Here is a 15,600-nt window from a genome sequence, read left to right on the forward strand (position 1 = left end):
CATCATGCCGCCCCGCGACCGCGCCCCCCTGCCCCCGGACGGACCGGACGGCCCGGACGGACCGGATGAAACGCACGGCCCGGAGGGAACACACGGACCGGATGAAACGCACGGCCCGGAGGGAACACACGGACCGGACGGCCGCCACGAGGCGCCCGTCGCACCGTGGGCCGGCGACCTCACCTACGGGCCGGCCGGCGCGACCTGCCCCGGCGACGAGGTGTGGGCGGCCGGGATCCCGGGCTACCGCCGCTACGAAGGCACCGTGGTCATCGGGCACGGTGAAGGCGACTGGCAGGCAGCCTCCGACGCCGTCCTGACGTGGGGCGTCAAGCGCCGCAGCGGATTCCGTGTCACACCGGTGGCGGGAGCCGCCGAACGGGTCAGCGAGGGAGGTGCGTACCGCATCACGGCGGCATGGGGACCGCTGGCCGTTCACGAACCGGCCCTGGTCGTCGCCGTGGTCGACACCCCCGACCGGTGCGGCTTCGCCTACGGCACACTGCCCGGGCATCCGGTCTCCGGCGAGGAGGCCTTCATCGTGTGCAGGGCCGCCGACGGAACCGTCACCCTGACCCTGCGTTCCCTGACCGCCCGCGCCCCCGAGGGCCTGTGGCGGCCCCTGTTCCCCGTGCTGCTGCTCGCACAGCGCGTCTACCGCCGCCGGTACCGGCGTGCGCTCCGACGCCCCGCTGCACGGCAACGCTGACGGCACGGCACCGCTGACGGCACGGCGGCTGCCCACGCGCGGAGCGGCCCACCCACGGCGCCCCCGCGCGCCGCGCCCAGGCCGACCCGGCCCGGCGCCACCCGCCGCCCCGCCCCGCCCCGCCCCGCTTCTACGACGAGGGTTCGAGGACGCCCGTCCGGTAGATCGTGCCCGCGCAGGCGTTGGCGATCTTCGTCTCGGCGACCGGCGCTCCCGGCTCCGGGGTGTGCTGGACGGAGACGCTGCCCCTCGCCTCCCCGTCGCCGTCCGCGCCGGCGAACTGTGTCTCCGTACCCGCTTCGCTCTCCCCGGTTCCGGTGCCCGTTCCGGACCCGGCGGCGGCGCCGGTGCTGCCGGCCGCGCCGTCCGTCGGTGTCGGGGAAGGCGAACCGGCGGTGGCCGGGCAGGTGTCCTCGGGCACCCAGGCGAACTGCACCTCGTAGACCATGTCCGGCTTGAGCAGGACCGTCGCCTCCTCGGTGGCGGGATCCGGCAGTCCGGACGCCGCGTCCCCCTGGGTGTGCCGGACGACCACGATCTTGTCCGGGTCGGCCGCGCCGCTCGCCTCGAAGCCGACCGTGCCGCTGCTGCTCACCGAGCAGTCCGTGCTGGACACGTTGGCGATGCGGAAGCTTCCGTACACCTTGCCGTCGGCACCGGCCGCGCCGGTCCTCGCCGACTCGACACCGAGCTGGCCGGGATCGCATGCCGGCATGGCGACCGCCACGCTGGCGTCCGGGTCGGCGGAATCGCCGGCCGTGTCGCCCTCCGTGCCCTGGCCGCTGCTGTCGGACGGGCTGGCGGAGCTCGACGGAAGTCCCTGGCCGCCGTTCTGCTGCGCGTCGCCGCCACCGTTGCCGCCGCCGCTGCCGGATTCCTCCCCGGGGGCGTCGCCGTTGCCGCCCTGCGCCTGTTCTCCGTGACCGGCGATGGCGGGGCTGGCGGTGCTCGAGCCCTCCGAGTTGGCGACGTGGACGAAGGCGGGGACCGCGGTGCCGATGAGGAGAGCCGCCGCGGCCACGCCGACGATGGCCTGCCGCCGCCGGGCACGCCGAGCGGGCACCGCGCGATACAGATGGTCGAGCGTGCCCTCACCGGGTTCGAGGTCCTGCACCGCACCACGCATCATCCGGCGCAGCGCGGCCTCGTCGAAGGACCCGCCGCCCGAGGACCCGCCGTCCAAGGAGCCGGCCCCCGGGCCGAAGAGGTCGGCCGGACCCGTGAACCCCAGGGTGTCCGCCTCCCCGGAGGCCCCGGCAGTCATGGCAGCCCCGCCGGTTCCAACTGCCCCGGAAGCCACGCCGGTTCCGGAAGCCCCGCTCGCGCCGGGTTGCGCACCCGGCTCCGCGTCGCGGTTCGTGTGCGGGGTGTTCTCCGGCCCGTGGTTCACAGTTCCGTTTCCAGTCCGGTCTGTCCGATGTCCGCGCGAGGGCCTGTGCCGGTGTCCGATCTCGCCCTCGTGCCCGTGGTCACGATCGTGGTCGCCGCGCCGGCTCATGCCTGAGCCTCCATCACCACGCGCAGCGCCGCGATGCCGCGGGAACCGTACGCCTTCACCGAGCCCAGGGATATCCCCAGCGTCTCGGCGACCTGTGCCTCGGTCATGTCCGCGAAGTAGCGCAGCACCAGCACCTCCCGCTGGCGCCGTTGCAGCCCCCGCATCGCCTTGATCAGCGCGTCCCGCTCCAGCTGGTCGTACGCGCCCTCCTCCGCGCTCGCCATGTCCGGCATGGGCTTGGAGAGCAGCTTCAGCCCGAGGATGCGGCGGCGCAGCGCGGAGCGGGAGAGGTTGACGACGGTCTGGCGCAGGTACGCGAGTGTCTTCTCGGGCTCCCGTACCCGGTTGCGCGCGGAGTGCACGCGGATGAACGCCTCCTGCACGACGTCCTCACAGGACGCCGTGTCGTCCAGCAGCAGGGCCGCGAGGCCGAGCAGCGAACGGTAGTGGGCGCGATAGGTCTCGGTGAGATGGTCGACGGTGGTTCCGGCTGCCACGCTCTCCTCAGCGCCCTCGCGCTGTGACGGCAGCCCCGTCGGTCGCGCAGCGGGCATGGGCGCGATCACCGGCATACCGCCGGGCGCGCGGGGCCGTCTGAGCGGTCGCACCGAAGCGCCGCGCAAGGGGCCCACCACTGTGATATCGAGAACCTCTGCCACGCCAGTTGGACACGCTTCCCCCCGTCAGGGTTGTACGCATACGGCACCGCGTTTGACACTCGGCGATATGCCTTCATACGTACCCGCTCTTCCCCAAATGCCCCGAACATGCGCCCCACCGCGCAAGAAGTGACCGCTTAGACGCCTGCCGCCCGACCGGCGGTTGCAACAGACCGAAAGGTCATCGTCGGACACCGCAACGCCCCAGCTCAAGGGGTTCAGACCGGCAAGTTGCTCACAGGGCGTTCACAGAGCGTACAAATCAGGTTCGATCAGGACCGGGGAAACTCGGCAGCCACCGATTCGGCGATCTGCGCCACGTTCAGCGCGGCTCCCTTGCGGAGATTGTCGCCGCAGACGAAGAACTCCAGCGCCCTGGGGTCGTCCATCGAGCGCCGGACCCGGCCGACCCAGGTCGGATCGGTGCCCACTACATCGGAAGGGGTCGGAAAGTCCCCGGCTCCCGGGTTGTCGTACAGCACCACGCCGGGCGCGGTGGCCAGGATCTCGTGGGCACGGCCGACCTCGACCTCGTTCTCGAAACGGGCGTGGACGGACATCGAGTGCGTCGCGATCACGGGTACGTAGACGCAGGTCGCCGAGACCCGCAGGTTCGGCAGGCCGAGGATCTTGCGGCACTCGTCGCGGATCGCCAGTTCCTCGGACGACCAGCCGTCCCCGGCGTCCGTGCCGGCCCACGGCACCACGTTCAGCGCGACCGGGGCGGCGAACGGGCCGCCGTCCGCGTCCCCCACGACCCGGCGCACGTCGCCCGGCTTCGTACCGAGTTCGGTGCCGGAGACCATCGACAGCTGCTCGCGCAGTACGGCCACGCCGTCGCGCCCGGCGCCGCTCACGGCCTGGTAGGACGAGACGACCAGTTCCCGCAGCCCGAATTCGGCGTGCAGGGCACCGACCGCGACGATCAGCGACAGCGTGGTGCAGTTCGGGCTCGCGACGATGCCGCGCGGCCTGATCCGTACGGCATGGGGATTGATCTCGGGGACGACCAGCGGGACGTCGCCGTCCATGCGGAAGGCCGCGGAGTCGTCGATGACGACGGCGCCCTTGGACGCGGCGAGCGGCGCCCAGCGCGCGGACACCTCGTCGGGCACCAGGAAGAGCGCCACGTCGGTGTCGTCGAAGACGTCCTCGGTGAGTTCGAGGACCTCGGCCTCCTCACCGCGGACGACCAGCTTGCGGCCGGCCGACCGCGGCGAGGCGATCAGTTTCACCTCGCCCCAGACATCCGCGTGCTGCGAAAGGATCTGGAGCATGACGCCACCGATCGCCCCGGTCGCGCCGACGACCGCGAGCGAAGGGCGGCGTGCGGTCATCGGCCGGTGCCCCCGTACACGACTGCCTCGTCGGAGTCGCTGTCGAGACCGAAGGCGGTGTGCACGGCGCGCACGGCCTCGATGACGTCGTCGGCGCGGGTGACCACCGAGATGCGGATCTCGGAGGTCGAGATCAGCTCGATGTTCACGCCCGCGTCGGAGAGCGCCTCGAAGAAGCCCGCCGTGACGCCCGGGTTGGTCTTCATACCCGCGCCGACCAGGGAGATCTTGGCGATCTGGTCGTCGTAACGCAGCGACTCGAAGCCGATCGTGGCCCGGTTGCGCTCCAGTGCGTCGATGGCCTTGCGGCCCTCGGACTTCGGGAGCGTGAACGAGATGTCCGTCAGGCCGGTCGACGCGGCGGAGACGTTCTGCACCACCATGTCGATGTTGACCTCGGCGTTCGCGATCGTGCGGAAGATCGCGGCGGCCTCGCCCGGCTTGTCGGGTACGCCGACGACGGTGATCTTGGCCTCGGAGACGTCATGGGCGACTCCGGAGATGATCGCGTGCTCCACCTGCTGGTCCCCTTGCGGCTCGTTGCTGACCCAGGTTCCGCGCAGTCCCGAGAAGGACGAACGGACATGGATCGGAATGTTGTAGCGGCGTGCGTACTCGACGCACCGGTGCAGCAGCACCTTGGAGCCGGACGCGGCCAGCTCCAGCATGTCCTCGAACGAGATCCAGTCGATCTTCCGGGCCTTCTTCACGACCCGCGGGTCGGCGGTGAAGACACCGTCCACATCGGTGTAGATCTCACAGACCTCGGCATCCAGCGCGGCCGCGAGCGCGACGGCGGTGGTGTCGGACCCGCCGCGGCCGAGGGTGGTGATGTCCTTCTTGTCCTGGGACACACCCTGGAACCCCGCGACAATCGCGATGTTCCCCTCGTCCAGCGCCGTACGGATACGGCCCGGCGTCACATCGATGATGCGCGCTTTGTTGTGGACCGAGTCGGTGATGACGCCGGCCTGGCTGCCGGTGAACGACTGGGCCTCGTGGCCCAGGTTTTTGATCGCCATGGCCAGCAGCGCCATGGAGATCCGCTCTCCCGCGGTCAGTAGCATGTCGAACTCACGCCCGGCCGGTATCGGGGATACCTGCTCGGCGAGATCGATCAGCTCGTCCGTCGTGTCGCCCATCGCTGACACCACGACAACCACCTGGTTGCCGTTCTTCTTGGCATCGACGATTCGCTTGGCGACGCGCTTGATGCCTTCGGCATCGGCTACGGAGGAGCCTCCGTACTTCTGCACGACAAGGCCCACGTGCGCTCCTCGCTCAATCCATTACTGCGGTCGGCTCAGTTTAACGAGCAGTCCGGAAACGCCCTGTCGATATCACATGCTGAGATGTCCCGCTCACCAAGTGATCACCGGCGCGTCGCCCCGGACTGCTCGTAGAGGGCTGCTGCCCGCCGATCGCCCGGGCACTCCCCGGTGTGGCCCAGCCCACACGCCGGCGTGTGGGCTGGCACGAATGCGGGGCACGGCCGCCACGGCCGTGCCCCGCATTCCGTACGGACGGGGTGAGCGCCCGCTACTGCACCGGGCGCAGCCCCAGTGGACCCGCGATCTCCTCGACCATCACGCGGCCCGCCTCCTCGGCCAGGTCGTCGTCGTCGGCGTCCTGGTCGGTGTCCAGGCCGTCGAGCTCCTGAAGGGGCTGGTTCAGGCGGATGTGGGCGATCAGGGACTGCAGTGCGCGCAGGGCGGCGGAAGCGGTCGAGCCCCAGTTGGAGAAGTAGGAGAACTGCCACCACCACAGGGCCTCGGTGGTGCGGCCCTCCTCGTAGTGGGCCAGGCCGTGGCGCAGGTCCGTGACCAGGTCGGCCAGGTCGTCGGAGATACGGGCCGGGACCGGGGCCTTGCGGGGCTCGTACGGGTCGAAGACCTCGGAGTAGACGTCGATCGGCTCCAGCAGGGCCGCGTAGCGTTCACGCAGGCCGTCGGCGTCCGGTTCGGCGCCCAGGTCCGGCTCGTAGCGCTCGTCGGGGAGGATGTCCTCGTACGCGCCGAGACGGCCGCCGGCCAGCAGGAGCTGGGAGACCTGGAGCAGCAGGACCGGGACGGCCTCCTCCGGCTCCTGAACCTTGGACACCTCGGTGACCGCGACGATGAACGTCTTGATCTGGTCGGCGATCTGGACCGCGAAGTCGTCCGGGTCCTGGGTGACAGTGTTCAGCGTGGCGTCAGACATCGAGGAGACCTCCCGTGGGCACGGTCCAGGACGGTGAGTAGAACATAACGGCGCTGAACGTAAAGCCGTCGTGAGATGTCGGAAGCAGAGCCGGACGGCAGCCGGGATCAGACATCGAGCAGGCGCCTCCCCTCGAAGGCGCGGCCGAGCGTGACCTCGTCCGCGTATTCCAGGTCGCCGCCCACCGGCAGGCCGCTGGCCAGCCGGGTGACGCGCAGGCCCATCGGCTTGACCATCCGCGCCAGGTACGTCGCGGTGGCCTCGCCCTCCAGGTTGGGGTCGGTCGCCAGGATCAGTTCGGTGATGGAGCCGTCGGCGAGGCGGGCCAGCAGCTCGCGGATCCGCAGATCGTCCGGGCCGACGCCCTCGATGGGGCTGATCGCCCCGCCCAGGACGTGGTAGCGGCCCCGGAACTCCCGGGTCCGCTCGATCGCGACGACGTCCTTCGGCTCCTCGACCACGCAGATGACCGTCCGGTCGCGGCGCGGGTCGCGGCAGATCCCGCACTCCTCCTGCTGCGCCACGTTCCCGCAGACGGCGCAGAAGCGGACCTTGTCCTTGACCTCCAGGAGGGCATGGGCGAGACGGCGCACGTCCGTGGGCTCGGCCTGGAGGATGTGGAAGGCGATCCGCTGCGCGCTCTTGGGACCGACGCCGGGCAGCCTGCCCAACTCGTCGATGAGGTCCTGAACAACGCCTTCGTACAACGGAATGCCTTCCTGACTGAGTCGGCTGAGTCGTGGTACGTACCGTAGGGGGTACGTCCGGTCCTGGATATCTCCGCGGCGGTGAGCGCTGCCTCCGCGGTCAGAAGGGGAGGCCGGGCATGCCGCCCAGGCCCTGGGCCAGCGGGCCCAGCTTCTGCTGCTGGAGCTGCTGGGCGTTCTCGTTCGCCGCCTGGACCGCCGCGACGACGAGGTCCGCGAGCGTCTCGGTGTCCTCGGGGTCCACCGCCTTCGGGTCGATCACCAGGCCGCGCAGCTCACCTGAGCCGTTGACCGTCGCCTTCACCAGGCCTCCGCCCGCCTGGCCCTCGACCTCGGTCCTGGCCAGCTCCTCCTGGGCCTCCGCGAGGTCCTGCTGCATCTTCTGGGCCTGCTGAAGCAGCTGCTGCATGTTGGGCTGACCACCACCGGGAATCACGGTCACTCCAGGCATTTCGACGACAAATGTTTCGGTAAGCCGAGCCTACGTGGTCCCCGGGCGGTGCGCCCCACCCACTGGCGAGCAACTCTTTCGAGTGAGACCGGGTCAGCGGTGGCGGGACTCCTATACCTGACCAGAGGCCGTACGCACCCGGGAATACCGCGATTTCGACCCCACGGCCCACCATTCGGCGGTAGGAAGGGCATGCGTCCCGGTACGCGCACGCACATCTCCCGTCACGCAAGGTTACGTACGGGGGACTGCCGGTCGCATTCAGGGCCTCGTGGCAGCCGGTGCGCAGAGAACAGTGCGCAGAGAGCAGAGAACCGCCCATCGTCGAGTACGCGGTCGAGAACACGCGTCGCTATGCAGCATGCAGAGGAGTACCCCGGTGAGTCAGCCGGAGATGCAGCCCGAAGTGCCGCCCCGCAACGAATCCGGCGTGCCCGGTCCGGCCGCTCCTTCCGGTACGGGCTCCGCCGCCGGCGGCCGCGACGCGCGGGGCCGGGATCTGACCGGGATGCCCTTCCCGCTCGGCGACTGGGGCGAACCCGCCCAACGGCTGGACGAGCTGTACCGGTGGGTCGAGGCGGATGCGCTGCGCACCGCCGACTGGTACCTGGGCGACCGGGTGTGGAAGCGGCGCGGGGCCAGGGTGCTGCGGATGGGCACCGCGGCCGGAGCGGTCGCGGGCGCCGCGCTGCCACTGCTCGACCTGACGGGCGCGCTGCACGGCGCGGCCGGCTGGGGTTATCTGTCGCTGCTGCTGGGCGCCGCGTGCATGGCGTGCGACCGGTACTTCGGCCTCACCTCGGGCTGGATAAGGAATCTCGCCACGGCACAGGCCGTGCAGCGACGGCTCCGGGTGCTCCAGTTCGACTGGGCATCGGAGTGCGTACGGGAGGTGCTCGGCCCGGCCGAGGGAACGGCGAGCGAGGCGGCCGAGCGGTGCCTGGGGGTGCTGCGGCGCTTCTCGGAGGACATCACGGAGCTCGTCCGGTCGGAGACCGCGGACTGGATGGTGGAGTTCCGGGCCGGTCCCGCGCCGATGGGGATGCAGGCGCTGGTCTCCGGCGGTGCGGGCGGCGGGCGCACGGAGCAGGGGGCGGCGCCCGGGCGGTTCCCGCTGCAGTCGATGGGCCGGCCGAACATGCCGCGGCAGCGGCCGCCGGAGTCCCCGCGGTGACCTGTCACCGGTGAGCACCGCGGGGGACGGCGTGGTCCGCGTCCGGCAGCCTCTCAGCTGAAGATGATCATCGAGCCCTGGGCGAGGCTGCGGGTGACCGCGGCGTGCAGGCCGAGCCAGACATGCCGTTCCCGGGCGAACGGGTTGTCGTCGTAGGGGATCGGGCTCGCCGGTTCCTCCAGCGAGGTGGGCGCGGCGGGCGGCAGCGGGGCGGCCGGCGGGTTGGCCGGGTCGATGCCGATGGACGGGGCGACGAACTGCAGCTCCCGCAGCAGTCCGTACGCCGAGCCGAGCGGGCCGCCGCCCTCCAGGAGGTCGTCGTTGGAGAGCGGGTACGCGAAGTCCACGGGGACGTAGGCGCCTGCGTGGTCGAAGTGCCACACGAGGTGCGACTGCTGGGCCGTGGTCTCGAACATCTCCAGCAACTGCTCGTAGTCCCCGCCCAGTTCATCGACGGGGGTGACGGCGAGGCCGCTCAGCCGCAGCAGATGGGCGCGGCGCAGGAAGTGCAGCGCGTCGTAGTCGAAGCCCGCGACCGGGGCGACGTCGCCGGTCAGGCCCGGCATGTAGGCGTAGACGGGTACGGGCGGCAGCCCTGCCTCGCCCAGCGCTTTGTCGTAGACGGCTATCTCTTCGGCGAAGGGGTTGTCGGGGCTGTGGCACAGCACATCGACGAGGGGGACCAGCCACAGGTCACAGGCCACGAAGTCTCGCTCTCCAACGGGTGTGTGCGATGGTCGGGACAGCGTAATGCGGTCGGCACGTCGCGGACAGTGGTCCCTCATGACCGGATGACCGGCTTCCCGCGGCCCGGACGCCCCGTCCGTTCCGGTCAGGCGCTCCGTCCGTTCCGGTCAGACTCTCCGCCGCCCCGTCCGTTCCCGTCAGGCTCTCCGGCGCCCCGCCCGTTCCGGTCAGCTTCTCCGGCGCTCGTCGGCCCCGGGTTCGTCCGGTGCGGCCGGCGGGGCGGTGTGCCCGGGATGGGCCGGGTTCCCCGCCGCCAGGCGGTCCGCCCAGCTCAGCGCGTGATTGTTGTAGTCCGCGACGGCCGTGCGCAGGGCGTCGCGGTCCCGGAGCGTGATCGCGGCAACGATGTCGGCATGCCCGTTCCAGAGCCAGTCCCGTACGTCGGCGTCGCCGCGCAGGTACGGCACGGCGAACACCCAGGCCTGGACGCGCAGCCGGTGGAGGAAGTCGCTGATGTAGATGTTGCCGGCGAGCGCGCCCAGTTCGCGCCAGAAGCGCAGGTCGTAGCCGATGAGTATGTCCAGGTCGCCGCCGCGCGCGGCGCGGGCGGCCTCCTCGGCCCGGCGGCGTACGGAGACGAGCGCGTCCCGGTATCTCGCCTGCTGGGCCGGGGACGGGGGCGGCCCCTGGAAGACGCCCCGGATGACCCCGTCCATGACCAGGGTGCGGGCCTCCACCATCGCCCGGTAGTCCGCGACGGTGAACTCGTGCACCCTGAATCCGCGGTGCTGGTCGGATTCGAGCAGGCCCTGCGCGGAGAGGTCGAAGAGCGCCTCGCGGACGGGCGTCGCGGAGACGCCGTACTGCTCGGCGATCTGCTTGACGGTGAACTCCCGCCCCGGCTGCAAACGCCCGGCGAGCACCTCGTCACGCAGCGCGTCCGCGATCTGCTGCCGCAGCGTACTGCGGGTGACAGCTCCGCTCGCGCGCATGGCGCCCCTCCCCTGTTCGGCCTCGGGTCACCTTAGACGAGGGTGAGGGGAGGGGCGCGCGGCTCCGTCGTGCGCCGCCGTGGTTACGCGGTGTCCTGGCGCTACGCGATGTCCTGGCGTTACGCCGTGTACTCGCGTAAGGCCGTGTACTCGCGTAAGGCCGTGTACTCGCGTAAGGCCGTGTACTCGCGTTACGCCGTGTACTCGCGTTACGCCGTGTACTCGTCGGCCACCGACAGCGCGGCGTCGAGTGCGGCCAGGCCTTCCTTTGCCTCGGCCTCGGTGACGTTGCAGGCCGGAACGGCGTGGGTGCGGTTCATGTTGATGAAGGGCCACAGGCCGTTCTTCTTGGCCGCCGCGCCGAAGGCCGCCATCGGGGCGTTGGCCTGGCCCGTCGCGTTGTACGGGACCAGCGGCTCGCGGGTCTCCTTGTTGCGGACCAGGTCCAGCGCCCAGAACGCGCCGAGGCCGCGGACCTCGCCGACCGAGGGGTGGTTCTCGGCGAGCTCGCGCAGACCGGGGCCCAGGACCGTCTCGCCGATGCGGGCGGCGTTCTCGATGACCTTCTCGTCCTCCATCACGTGGATGGTGGCGACGGCGGCCGCGCAGGCGAGCGGGTGGCCGGAGTAGGTGAGTCCGCCCGGGTAGGGGCGGGTCTCGAAGGTCGCGGCGATCTCGGCGGAGATGGCGACGCCGCCGAGCGGCACGTAACCCGAGTTGACGCCCTTGGCGAAGGTCATCAGGTCGGGGGTGACGTCGAAGTGGTCGGCGGCGAACCACTTGCCGGTGCGCCCGAAGCCGGCCATGACCTCGTCGAGGACGAAGACGATGCCGTACCGGTCGCAGATCTCGCGGACACCGGCGAGGTAGCCGGGCGGCGGCGTCATGATGCCGGCGGTGCCCGGGATGGTCTCCAGGATGATCGCGGCGATGGTGGAGGGGCCCTCGTAGGCGAGGGTGTCCTCCAGGTGCTGGAGCGCGCGGGCGCACTCCTCGGCCTCGGTCGTGGCGTGGAACGGCGAGCGGTAGAGGAACGGTGCCCAGAAGCGCACGACGCCGGCCGAGCCGTTGTCGGACGGCCAGCGGCGCGGGTCACCGGTCAGGTTGATCGCGGTGGAGGTGGCGCCGTGGTACGAGCGGTAGGCGGAGAGCACCTTCGTACGGCCGGTGTGCAGCCGGGCCATGCGGACGGCGTTCTCGACGGCCTCGGCGCCGCCGTTGGTGAAGAAGATCTTGTCCAGGTCACCCGGGGTGCGCTCGGCGATGAGGCGTGCGGCCTCGGAGCGCGACTCGATCGCGAAGGCGGGCGCGAAGGTCGTCATCTTCGCCGCCTGCTCCTGGATCGCGGCGACGACGGTGGGGTGCTGGTAGCCGATGTTCGTGTAGACGAGGCCGCTGGTGAAGTCCAGGTAGCGGTTGCCGTCGTAGTCCCAGAAGTACGCCCCCTCGGCGCCGGCGACGGCGAGCGGGTCGATCAGGCCCTGGGCGGACCAGGAGTGGAACACGTGCGCACGGTCGGCGGCCTTCACGGCCGCCCCGGCTGCGGAGTCGACAGGAGGATGAGGGGTCATGCCGCGAGCCTAGGCGGAGGCGGACGGCGCCCGGTATGGCCACCTTGTATGGCGTGGGCCGCCTGGTTCGGCAGGGTGTCGGGTCGGCGCGAGGGGACCGGCCCATTGACAACATATTGTCGACATGACAGCATGTTGTCATCACGTTCTTCCTGCCGAGGAGGCCGTCATGACCCGCAGGACCGTACATCTGGCCGTGTACGACACCTACGCCGACTGGGAGACCGGGCACACCACCGCCCACCTGGCCCAGAACGGCTTCACCGTCCGGACGGTGGGCCCCACCACCGCGCCCGTCACCAGCATGGGCGGGCTGACCGTCCACCCCGGCCTGGCCCTCGCGGAGCTGCGCCCCGAGGACAGCGCGCTGCTGATCCTGCCGGGCGCCTCCCTGTGGGACAGCGGCGACGCACTGGCCCCCTTCGCCCGCACCGCCCGCACCTTCCTGGAGGCGGGCGTGCCGGTCGCGGCGATCTGCGGGGCGACGGCGGGACTGGCCCGCGAGGGACTGCTCGACGAGCGGGCGCACACGAGCGCGGTCTCCTTCTACCTGGCGGCCACCGGCTACGCGGGCGGCAGGCATTACGCCGACACCGACGCCGTGACCGACGGCGACCTGATCACCGCGGGACCGACCGAGCCGGTCGCCTTCGCCCGCGAGGTGTTCGCCCGGCTCGGGGTGTACGAGGGCGAGAAGCTCGACGCCTGGTTCCGGCTCTTCCACGATTCGGACGCGAGCGCGTACGAGGTGCTGCAGGGATGAGCCGCGCCGACCAGGACCGGCTGAGCCGGACCGCTCTCGGCGTCTTCCGGCTCAACGGCCAGTTCCTCTCCGTGGCCGATGAGCTGGCCCGCCCGGCCGGGCTGACCGCCGCCTGGTGGCAGGTGCTCGGTGCGGTGCTCGCCGAGCCGCTGCCCGTCTCCGGGATCGCCCGGTCCATGGGCATCACCCGGCAGGCCGTACAGCGCATTGCCGATCTGCTGGTGGACAAGGGGCTCGCGGAGTACGCCCCCAACCCCGCCCACCGTCGCGCGAAGCTGCTGCGCCCCACGGTCGAGGGCCGGGCGGCGGTGTCCCATATCGGCCCGGGGCACGCGGAGTTCGCCGCGCGGCTGGCCCGGGAGCTGGGTGCGCGGGAGTTCGCGGAGACGGTACGGGTGCTGGAGCGGCTGTCCCTGGCCCTGGAAACCCTCGGCCTCCCGGATCTGCCCGGCGCCGCGGGTCCGTCCGGTGTCCCGAACCCGTCCGGCGACTGAGGCCGGGGCCCCTACCCGCCCCCCGGCACCACCTCAGGGACCACCCCCGGCCATCGGCCCCCGCCGGGGCAATCCGCGCCGCTATTCTCGACCCCGTCCGGCGTGTCGCCGTACGGGGGAGGACTGCACACCATGGAGAAGCTCGGGTCCGTCGATCCGCAACGCATCGGCGCGTACCGCCTGCTGGGCCGCCTGGGCGCCGGCGGCATGGGCCAGGTGTATCTGGCGCGCTCCGACCGCGGACGCACGGTCGCGATCAAGGTGGTACGCGAGGAACTCGCCGCACAGCAGGAGTTCCGCGACCGGTTCCGGCAGGAGGTGCAGGCCGCCCGGCAGGTCGGCTCCACCTGGACCGCCCCCGTCCTGGACGCCGAGACCGACGCCAACGTGCCGTGGGTCGCCACCGGTTACGTCGCCGGCCCCTCCCTCCAGGCCACCGTCTCGGGACGCTCGGGCACCACGGCCGGACCCGTCCCGGGGGCGTACGGACCCTTGCCCGAGCGGTCGGTCCACATCCTGGGGACCGGTCTCGCCCACGCCCTGAAGGCCATCCACGCCGCCGGAGTCATCCACCGCGACCTCAAACCGTCCAACATCCTGCTCACGATCGACGGTCCGCGCGTCATCGACTTCGGGATAGCCAGGGCGCTCGACACCGTCACCGACGGCGGCCTCACCCGCACCGGCGCCCTGGTCGGCTCGCCCGGCTTCATGTCGCCCGAGCAGGTCCGGGGCGAGCGCGTGACCACGGCGTGCGATGTGTTCTGTCTGGGCTCGGTGCTGGCGTACGCCGCGACCGGACGGCTTCCGTTCGGCGCGGCCGCCAGCGGGGTGCACGCCCTGCTGTTCCGGATCGCGCAGGAGGACCCGGACCTGACCGGGGTGCCGGTGGATCTCGTCGAGCTGATCCGGGACTGCCTGCGCAAGGAGCCGGAGGTCCGGCCGACGACGGACGAGATCCTGGAGCGGCTGGCCGGGGACGACACCCCCGAACCCTGGCTGCCGGGCGCCCTTATCGCCCAACTCGGCCGCCACGCCGTGGAACTGCTGGACGCGGAGGACCCTCAGGACGCAACGCCGGGCAACACTACGACGATCCCGAACGGCGCGGTGCCGCAGGACTCTGTGCCGCAGGACTCTGTGCCGCAGGGCTCGGTGCCTCAGGGCTCGGTGCCGGGTGATGTTGTCCCGGGCGGCGTGGTGCCGGGCGGTGCGGTCCCGGGCGGCGCTGTCCCAGGCGGTGCTGTCCCGGGCGGTGCTGTCCCGGGCGGTGCGGTGCCGCAGGACTCGGTGCCTCAGGAATCGGTCCCGGGGCCGGCCGAAGCCGCCGGGCCGCCCGCACCGCCTCAGCAGCCCGCGCCGGGCACGGACCACGCGATGCCCACCGTGGTCGGGATGCCCGCCCCGGCCGCCCCGGCCGCGCCGGCGAGCGAACCGCCACCGCCCGGAACGCCGTCCGTCCCCGGGTACGGCTATCCACAACAGCCCAACTCCGGTCAGGGCTACGGGCATGGCTACCCCCAGCAACCCAATTCCGGCCAGTCTTACGGGTATCCGCAGCAACCCGACCCGGCCCAGGCATACGGGTACCCACAACAGCCCAACCCGGCCCAGGCATACGGATATCCGCAGCAGCCGAACATCAACCAGGGCCAGGGATACGGCTATCCGCAGCAGCCCGGGTTCGGTCCCACTCCCCCGTACGGCCCGGTCCAGCCGCCCGGTCTCCAGCAGCCCGGCTTCCAGCAGCCCGCCGCCGCGCCCGCCCGCCGGAGCACCGGTTCGACCATCGCGCTCGTCGCGATCGCCGTGCTGGTCGCCATCGGGGCCGGCGGGTCCGTCTACGCGCTCATGAGCGACAACGGCAAGGACACCACGTCCTCCCCCAGTCACTCGGCCGGCCCCTCCACCTCGGACGGTTCCTCCGCCTCCCCCTCCCCCGAGGAGTCGGCGGACCCCTCGCCCAGCGACGACCCGGAGAACGGCGACGAAGAGGGCGGTGTCCCCGAGGGCTATCTGGGGACCTGGTCCGGCAGCATCGACACCGCCAACGGCCACTCCACCCGCGAACTCGTCATCCAGCAGGGCCAGGCCGGCGAGACCGTCCTCACGCTGACGGCCAAGGGCCCCCTCGACACCGGCGGCACCTACCGCTGCGTCTTCCAGGCGGACCTGACCACCGAGGCGTCCGACGGCGAACCGCTCGAACTCGGGCCGTCCACCGTGACGCTGGGCGAACCCATGACGTCCTGCACCCCGGGCAGCGCCACCACCCTCACCCTGCTCCCGGACGGCACCCTGAGCCGCGAGAACACGTCCACCGGCGAGAAGCTCACGTACACGAAGTCCGGCTGACCTC

Annotated in this window: 15 protein-coding genes; 5 read left to right on the forward strand and 10 right to left on the reverse strand. The window is 71.5% G+C overall.

Annotated features, from left to right (window positions below):
• The first annotated feature begins 4 nt into the window (after window positions 1-4).
• Window positions 5-709: a DUF1990 family protein gene (locus OG782_RS16845; RefSeq protein WP_406451763.1), complete on the forward strand. Its 705-nt coding sequence runs from the start codon at window positions 5-7 to the stop codon at window positions 707-709.
• A gap of 130 nt (window positions 710-839) precedes the next feature.
• On the opposite strand, the gene OG782_RS16850 is transcribed toward OG782_RS16845, so the two are convergent.
• The 7 genes from OG782_RS16850 to OG782_RS16880 all read right to left on the reverse strand — a co-directional run bounded on the left by OG782_RS16850 (window position 840) and on the right by OG782_RS16880 (window position 7,545).
• A complete protein-coding gene (locus OG782_RS16850; protein WP_406451765.1) occupies window positions 840-1,973 on the reverse strand; it encodes a hypothetical protein in 1,134 nt (377 codons plus the stop codon).
• A gap of 230 nt (window positions 1,974-2,203) precedes the next feature.
• The gene (locus OG782_RS16855; RefSeq protein WP_406459115.1) at window positions 2,204-2,779 is read right to left on the reverse strand and encodes a SigE family RNA polymerase sigma factor; all 576 of its coding nucleotides are present in this window, start codon (window positions 2,777-2,779) and stop codon (window positions 2,204-2,206) included.
• Between the two features lie 359 nt (window positions 2,780-3,138).
• Window positions 3,139-4,203 (reverse strand): aspartate-semialdehyde dehydrogenase, encoded by a 1,065-nt coding sequence (locus OG782_RS16860; RefSeq protein ID WP_406451767.1) that lies wholly within the window; start codon window positions 4,201-4,203, stop codon window positions 3,139-3,141.
• The gene (locus OG782_RS16865) at window positions 4,200-5,471 is read right to left on the reverse strand and encodes an aspartate kinase (RefSeq protein ID WP_406451769.1); all 1,272 of its coding nucleotides are present in this window, start codon (window positions 5,469-5,471) and stop codon (window positions 4,200-4,202) included. Before OG782_RS16865 ends, OG782_RS16860 begins: the two co-directional genes overlap by 4 nt.
• A 271-nt stretch (window positions 5,472-5,742) precedes the next feature.
• Window positions 5,743-6,402, reverse strand: a complete 660-nt coding sequence (locus OG782_RS16870) for a DUF5063 domain-containing protein (RefSeq protein WP_406451771.1) — start codon at window positions 6,400-6,402, stop codon at window positions 5,743-5,745.
• 107 nt (window positions 6,403-6,509) lie between these two features.
• The gene (recR, locus tag OG782_RS16875; protein WP_266780167.1) at window positions 6,510-7,109 is read right to left on the reverse strand and encodes a recombination mediator RecR; all 600 of its coding nucleotides are present in this window, start codon (window positions 7,107-7,109) and stop codon (window positions 6,510-6,512) included.
• Window positions 7,110-7,209: 100 nt separating this feature from the next.
• Window positions 7,210-7,545 carry a YbaB/EbfC family nucleoid-associated protein gene (locus OG782_RS16880; protein ID WP_406459117.1) on the reverse strand — a complete coding sequence of 112 codons (336 nt, stop codon included), beginning with the start codon at window positions 7,543-7,545 and terminating at the stop codon, window positions 7,210-7,212.
• A 394-nt stretch (window positions 7,546-7,939) separates the two neighbouring features.
• On the opposite strand from OG782_RS16880, the gene OG782_RS16885 reads away from it, so the two are divergent.
• A complete protein-coding gene (locus OG782_RS16885) occupies window positions 7,940-8,734 on the forward strand; it encodes an SLATT domain-containing protein (RefSeq protein WP_406451773.1) in 795 nt (264 codons plus the stop codon).
• 53 nt (window positions 8,735-8,787) lie between these two features.
• Here the strand turns inward: OG782_RS16885 and OG782_RS16890 are convergent, their stop codons facing one another.
• From OG782_RS16890 to OG782_RS16900, 3 genes are all read right to left on the reverse strand, one after another.
• On the reverse strand, window positions 8,788-9,438 hold the full coding sequence (locus tag OG782_RS16890) for a hypothetical protein (protein WP_406451775.1): 651 nt from the start codon (window positions 9,436-9,438) through the stop codon (window positions 8,788-8,790).
• Between the two features lie 210 nt (window positions 9,439-9,648).
• A complete protein-coding gene (locus tag OG782_RS16895) occupies window positions 9,649-10,413 on the reverse strand; it encodes a GntR family transcriptional regulator (protein WP_406451777.1) in 765 nt (254 codons plus the stop codon).
• Between the two features lie 209 nt (window positions 10,414-10,622).
• The gene (locus OG782_RS16900) at window positions 10,623-11,984 is read right to left on the reverse strand and encodes an aspartate aminotransferase family protein (protein ID WP_406451779.1); all 1,362 of its coding nucleotides are present in this window, start codon (window positions 11,982-11,984) and stop codon (window positions 10,623-10,625) included.
• Window positions 11,985-12,153: 169 nt separating this feature from the next.
• Between OG782_RS16900 and OG782_RS16905 the strand changes: the two genes are divergently transcribed.
• The 3 genes from OG782_RS16905 to OG782_RS16915 all read left to right on the forward strand — a co-directional run bounded on the left by OG782_RS16905 (window position 12,154) and on the right by OG782_RS16915 (window position 15,596).
• Window positions 12,154-12,747, forward strand: coding sequence for a DJ-1/PfpI family protein (locus OG782_RS16905; RefSeq protein ID WP_406451781.1), 594 nt, complete (start codon window positions 12,154-12,156; stop codon window positions 12,745-12,747).
• Window positions 12,744-13,241 carry a MarR family winged helix-turn-helix transcriptional regulator gene (locus tag OG782_RS16910; RefSeq protein WP_406451783.1) on the forward strand — a complete coding sequence of 166 codons (498 nt, stop codon included), beginning with the start codon at window positions 12,744-12,746 and terminating at the stop codon, window positions 13,239-13,241. Before OG782_RS16905 ends, OG782_RS16910 begins: the two co-directional genes overlap by 4 nt.
• Window positions 13,242-13,373: 132 nt before the next feature.
• The gene (locus OG782_RS16915; protein WP_406451785.1) at window positions 13,374-15,596 is read left to right on the forward strand and encodes a protein kinase domain-containing protein; all 2,223 of its coding nucleotides are present in this window, start codon (window positions 13,374-13,376) and stop codon (window positions 15,594-15,596) included.
• Window positions 15,597-15,600 lie beyond the last annotated feature (4 nt).

Origin of the sequence: Streptomyces sp. NBC_00876 (assembly GCF_045207435.1) — a bacterium.
Lineage (GTDB): Bacteria > Actinomycetota > Actinomycetes > Streptomycetales > Streptomycetaceae > Streptomyces.

Coding starts and splice junctions, on each gene's coding strand:
- OG782_RS16910 (WP_406451783.1), top strand. CDS start 12,744: ATGAGCCGCGCCGACCAGGACCGGCTGAGCCGGACCGCTCTCGGCGTC.
- OG782_RS16905 (WP_406451781.1), top strand. CDS start 12,154: ATGACCCGCAGGACCGTACATCTGGCCGTGTACGACACCTACGCCGAC.
- OG782_RS16900 (WP_406451779.1), bottom strand. CDS start 11,984: ATGACCCCTCATCCTCCTGTCGACTCCGCAGCCGGGGCGGCCGTGAAG.
- OG782_RS16845 (WP_406451763.1), top strand. CDS start 5: ATGCCGCCCCGCGACCGCGCCCCCCTGCCCCCGGACGGACCGGACGGC.
- OG782_RS16895 (WP_406451777.1), bottom strand. CDS start 10,413: ATGCGCGCGAGCGGAGCTGTCACCCGCAGTACGCTGCGGCAGCAGATC.
- OG782_RS16850 (WP_406451765.1), bottom strand. CDS start 1,973: ATGACTGCCGGGGCCTCCGGGGAGGCGGACACCCTGGGGTTCACGGGT.
- OG782_RS16860 (WP_406451767.1), bottom strand. CDS start 4,203: ATGACCGCACGCCGCCCTTCGCTCGCGGTCGTCGGCGCGACCGGGGCG.
- OG782_RS16915 (WP_406451785.1), top strand. CDS start 13,374: ATGGAGAAGCTCGGGTCCGTCGATCCGCAACGCATCGGCGCGTACCGC.
- OG782_RS16870 (WP_406451771.1), bottom strand. CDS start 6,402: ATGTCTGACGCCACGCTGAACACTGTCACCCAGGACCCGGACGACTTC.
- OG782_RS16855 (WP_406459115.1), bottom strand. CDS start 2,779: ATGCCGGTGATCGCGCCCATGCCCGCTGCGCGACCGACGGGGCTGCCG.